Here is a 5,561-nt window from a genome sequence, read left to right as displayed (position 1 = left end):
TAACTTCTAACTTACCTACACCTGCTCATCCAAAACATGCTCTTCCTTCTTATCTTCAGCATAGATAAAGCGATCTGAACCGGAGGCAGTCATCTTAAGACTGACTTTACCAATTCCAAACTCTTCGTTAACCTGGTGCTGAAGAGCAGCTTGAATTTCTGTTAAATTATATTCTCCCGGGTCTATTTTTACAGCCCTATTGCGGTTATTGTGGTTGATAAAAAAGATATTATTGCTGTCGTTAATCTTAATAGGTCTTTTAACCGCATCTTTAGCTGCAATATCTTCCAGGTCATAGGTGACTTTGGCTGGCTGCTGTGATTTGGTAAATCTGTCACCTTTTAGATCCTTCTCGTTCTGAACATTTCTTTCATCAAGCTGATTTATTTGATTATGAATTACATTTTTAATTTGGGTTAAAACAGAGTTAATTTTTTCTACAGCAGACATTTTGGTCACCTCTTTAGTTTTCTTCTAATAATTCCTGATTAAAGTCACTTAACTTATCAAGATATTCCATCATTTCTACTTCCAATAGATCTCCCAGATAATCATAATTCTCATTCTGCAGGGCTACCATAGCTCTATTCAGTGCCTGAGTAAAATCAGATAGTATCTTATTACCTTTATCTTTTAGCTCTTCATTATCTATTAAGGATATTATACCATTGATAACTTCCAGATACCACTGGATACCTTCTAGAGTCTTATCCAGCAGATCAGAAGCATCTGCTTCCTTATCGTTTTTGAAAAGTTCAGCTGAGTTGTTTAAAGCATTCTTTAATTTAGGCAGATAGTTTTCTGCTTCTTTAAGGGTTTCAGTTATTAACTGCTCAACTTTTTTGCTTTCAAACTTTATCTTATATATTCTTTCTAGATCAAGTTCATTTTCTTGAAAGTATTCTAAAGAAACCTCAACATCATCAAGATGGATTGTATCTACTATTTCATTATCTAACTTGGATTCCACTAACTCTAATATTTCATTCTTTTCATTTATCTCTTCTGCTTCTATTACATTCTCGTTTATGTAAATCTTCATAATATATTTTCCTTCCCTAAATAAAATTAGAGGAGAATGTTTACTAAACTAGCCTAAACTTTCTCCTCCTGAACAATTCTTCTTTTTATTTGCTTTGACTTTGAGTATTGACACTCATACTTGACAGCTGACTCTCCATCCAGCTCATCTGCTGATTCATATCTGAGATAGCTGATTCCATTGCAGCAAACTGTTCCACATATCTATCTCTTGTTAACTCAACTTTTCTTTCTACATCTTCTATATCCTCATTAAGACTGCTGATTCGATTATCAAAGAAGTCAAGTCTCCTTGGAATCAAACCACTATTGGTCTGCATTAGCTGATCTAAGTAACCATCCATTCTTTGAGCCATACCATCAAAACCATCAGTATCACTACTCGCTCTAAAGATATCGGAAACTTCATCTGGTGTTTCATTAAAAGCTTCTTTAAACTTTGCACTGTCAAAACTCATTACACCATCTCTATCAATTTCTATACCGACTGAAGAAAGTGTTTTTAATTCTCCTGAGTCTTTAACTTTAGAAGTTACCATTGTTCTCAGCTTCATCTGCAGCCTCATAGCTGTACTGTCACCCTGTAATATCTGAGCTTTTTCTTGCTCTTCATCATAATCTGTCTTACCATCAACAAAGTTCATTACACTATTGTACTGATCTACAAAACCCTGGACAGCATTCACTGCTTTATCAGTATCTTTAGTTACAGAGATAGCTGAAAAAGCTGTCCCAGTTTCAGAACTTACTAGTGCATCTGGATTGATATTAAAAGTAACATCTTCTACTGTATCGGAAAATGTATTAGTAGCACTTGTAATACCACTGATGCCATTGATATCGATTTCTGCATTGGTAGCCTTCTGAGCTTCATTGGCTATTATTTTATTTCCATCAACATCTTCTCCCAAAATACCTAAGTCTTTTAAGATAGTACCTTGAGCACTAATAGAGCTTGTATCAGCAGGATCTAGAGCATTAACTTCACCAGTTTCAGAAGTTTCTAAAACTAAACGGTTATCTACTATAGATGCTTTAACTCCAGCCTCTGCTTCATTTATCTTACTGCTTATATCTTTTAAAGAATCTCCAGCATTAATTCCAATTTTAGTAGAATTTATAGTTATCTCATCTTTTGCTGCTGCAGAAAAGCCTTCTAATTGAGATCCAAACATCCTTTGACTTTTAGCAGTTTCATGAACAGTGACCGAATAAGCTGCTTCATCTGCACCATTACTTGCTGTTGCAGTTACTACTCCCTCGTTGCTGCTGTTAGCTGTATTAGAATTAAAAGTAGATGATAATTTTAATGGAGTAACTTTATTTTCTAAATTACTTAAGCGGCTATTTATATCTCTCCAGGCGTCTTTTGTAGTTTGCAGTTCTAAAATTTCTTCTTCATACCGCTGAATTGGCTGCCTTTCTACCGCAACTAGCTGATTGATTATAGAAGTTGTATCCATTCCAGTTGCTAAACCATCTAAAGCAAAGCTCATTTAAAACACCTTCTTTCTAAACTTTTTCATCAATTAAAATCCCAACCATTTCGTGTATTCTAGCTTTCAAATCCAGCATTTCTTCCGGTGGTAGTTCTTTTATTACTTCATCTGTCTTTAGATCAACTACCTGCACCATTAATTCTTCTGTGTCTTCGTGGATTTGAAAAGAAAGTCCTTCTTTAACTTTTTTTACAATTTCATTTACATCTTTTACTGTGTCTTTAACCTCTTCTTCTAGGCTTTTTGAGTTTTTATTTAATTCTTCCTGAAGAGATTCTTTTGTTTTATCACTAACTATTTTTTTAGTATCATTATTACTGTTATTATTAGTTTTATTTAAATACTGCTGGCTGGAAAGCGAGTCAATACTATTTGCTTTCATAATAGCTTCCACCCTTTCTTAAAAAATAAGCCAGCCGGATAACCGGCCGGCTTATTTTTATTATTTAAGCTATATTATATTTTATTCTCTTCAAGAAATTAACCGAGTAACTGAAGTACTCCCTGTGGTAACTGATTAGCTTGAGCTAACATAGCTGTACCAGCTTGAGACAGAATTTGCTGCTTACTCATGTTCATCATTTCTCTAGCCATATCTACATCACTAATACGTGACTCAGCAGCAGTTAGGTTTTCTTCAGATGTGTTCAGATTATTGATTGTGTGATCTAATCTGTTCTGGAAAGCACCAAGCTTAGAACGTTCTGAAGAAACATTCCCAATTGCTTCATCAATTGTAGAGATAGCTTCTCCTGCTCCTTCAGCAGTTGTAACATCAATATTACTAACTCCTAAGCTTTCAGAACGCATGTCTTTAATATCTATATTCATGTTCTGATTTTCATTGGCACCAATTTGGAAACTAAGAACATTTTCGTTGCTTACTGTTACACTACCATCAGCTGAACCATTGTTTCCATTTTGGATTGTTCCAGTTGTAAGACCATTATCAGCAATTGGAGTTCCAGTACCATCTGTTACAGTAAGAGATGCATCTGCACCTGTATCTACAGAACTAAGTTCTATTGTATAATCACTTGCAGTGCCACTTATTTCTGCTTTTACTCCAGTAGTATCAGAATCTGCATTGATTGCACTTGCTAATCCATCTAAAGTCAATGATCCTACCGTATATTCTTTAGATTCACCACTAGTTCCATCTGCAGTGGTTCCTTGAACAGTAAAAGTATCAGTTGCCCCAAATGTACCCAGTGTACTAAGAGAAGTAGAATCTGTATCTGCAATAGAAATTGAATTAGAAGTAGATGTTGCAGAAGTACCAACTGTTTCATCAATAGATCCTTCTACACTTTGTGCTGCTTCAGAATTCTGGGCGTATGTCCCTACAGTAGCACCAAGAACACTAGCAGTTTGTGCAGTACCATTAGCAACAACAACTTGATTTGTACCGCTTTCAGAATTCAAACCTACACTTTCAAGAACAATGCTATTACCATCATCAGACTTACTAGCTTGAACTCCAGTTGTTCCAGAATCAGCATTTATTGTAGTTATAGCTGCATCAATATCACTACCACCAGTAATAGTTGCCACTGTAGCAGCACCTGCACTACCATCTGCAAGAACACCCTGCAAACTAATATCAGCATCTGCAGCATCAGATGTATATTCAAAAGAGTAACTTTGCTGATAAGTTACATCAAATTCAGCGTCTTCACCTTTTATATTACTTGCAAGTTGTAACTCTCCATTAGAATCTTTACTTGCTGTTACACCTAATTCTGAACTTCTCTCGTTAATCTGATCAACAGCTGTGTCAATGTCTGTACCTTTTGCTATTTCTACATCTGTACCATTAATGGTAAATGTAGAAGGACCATTGCTATTATCAAATACAAATGATTCAGTTCCAGCATTTTCTTTAACAGATAGATCAGTAGATAAACCTTCAGCATTATTATCAGTATTTACAAGTGATAATCCTGTGCCATCGGAATCTGCTTCTGCCCCATTAATAAATCCAGTAGAATCTGTTCCTACATCAGATAAAGAAGTAGTAGTAGTATCCATATCAGCACCACTGTTATCCACTAAACCAAGTTCTCTCATAGTCTGGTTGGAAGCAGTTACATCAATTTTCTGATCTGCTCCACGTTCATTGCTAACAAGTTTAATTCCACCATTATCTCCAACTGTAGCTGTAACTCCAGTAGCTTCTGACTTATTATTAATCTTATCTACTACATCACCAGCATTATCATTTTGAAGTAAGTCTATCTCTGTTCCATTAACATTAACTGTGGCATCTTGAGTAAGAGCTGAAACAGCTGTATCTACATTCCCAACTGAAGCTTTGGTAGCAATATTACTGTAATCAACTGAATAAACACCATCTTTAGTATCAGTTGTAGTATTTTCTACATTTAGACTATCATTATTACTTGATGTTGCTACAGAAATATTACCGTTCAATAATTTCTTAGTGTTAAATTCTGTAGTATTACCTATACGATCAATTTCATCATTTAACTGATTAATCTCATTTTGAATTTCTGCTCTATCTTCATTAGTGTTGGTATCGTTAGCTGCCTGAACTGATAGTTCACGCATTCTCTGAAGAATAGAGTGTGTTTCTTTAAGAGCACCCTCAGCAGTCTGAATCATTGAAATACCATCCTGTGAGTTTCTCTGAGCCTGTGCCAGACCTCTTGTCTGGGAGTTCATCTTCTCACTAATAGCAAGTCCTGCAGCGTCATCAGCAGCACCGTTGATTCTTTTACCTGAGGATAATCTTTCTAAAGATTTACTCAGATTGTTATTAGTATTGTTTAATTGATTATAAGAGTTTAAAGCGGCAACATTCGTATTAATTCTCATTATTTATTCCTCCTTGAAATTTTGTGTTTTTCCTGGCATCCTTGCCAGTTCATCTAATTTGTTTTGGTTATATGAGCACCTCCACAGCAACACTTCGGCCGATAGTGTTGCCAGCAACGGTGTTTTAGTAACCATTACAACTATGGGATTTTTAAACCATAGTTATAAAAGTAACTAAAAATT

General features: G+C 35.3%; 5 protein-coding genes. All 5 read right to left on the bottom strand.

What is annotated here, in order from left to right:
• Positions 1 to 15: 15 nt before the first annotated feature.
• The 5 genes from CI949_RS15970 to CI949_RS15950 all read right to left on the bottom strand — a co-directional run bounded on the left by CI949_RS15970 (position 16) and on the right by CI949_RS15950 (position 5,378).
• On the bottom strand, positions 16 to 450 hold the full coding sequence (locus CI949_RS15970) for a hypothetical protein (RefSeq protein ID WP_089720452.1): 435 nt from the start codon (positions 448 to 450) through the stop codon (positions 16 to 18).
• Positions 451 to 463: 13 nt separating this feature from the next.
• Positions 464 to 1,042 (bottom strand): hypothetical protein, encoded by a 579-nt coding sequence (locus CI949_RS15965; RefSeq protein ID WP_290768112.1) that lies wholly within the window; start codon positions 1,040 to 1,042, stop codon positions 464 to 466.
• Positions 1,043 to 1,127: 85 nt separating this feature from the next.
• On the bottom strand, positions 1,128 to 2,537 hold the full coding sequence (gene fliD, locus CI949_RS15960) for a flagellar filament capping protein FliD (RefSeq protein WP_290768110.1): 1,410 nt from the start codon (positions 2,535 to 2,537) through the stop codon (positions 1,128 to 1,130).
• A gap of 16 nt (positions 2,538 to 2,553) precedes the next feature.
• Positions 2,554 to 2,922 (bottom strand): flagellar protein FlaG, encoded by a 369-nt coding sequence (locus CI949_RS15955; protein WP_290768108.1) that lies wholly within the window; start codon positions 2,920 to 2,922, stop codon positions 2,554 to 2,556.
• Between the two features lie 98 nt (positions 2,923 to 3,020).
• Positions 3,021 to 5,378: a flagellin gene (locus tag CI949_RS15950; RefSeq protein ID WP_290768106.1), complete on the bottom strand. Its 2,358-nt coding sequence runs from the start codon at positions 5,376 to 5,378 to the stop codon at positions 3,021 to 3,023.
• Positions 5,379 to 5,561: the final 183 nt, after the last annotated feature.

It is taken from the genome of Halanaerobium sp. (assembly GCF_003070835.1).
This window is presented reverse-complemented; position numbering and strand designations above follow the sequence as displayed.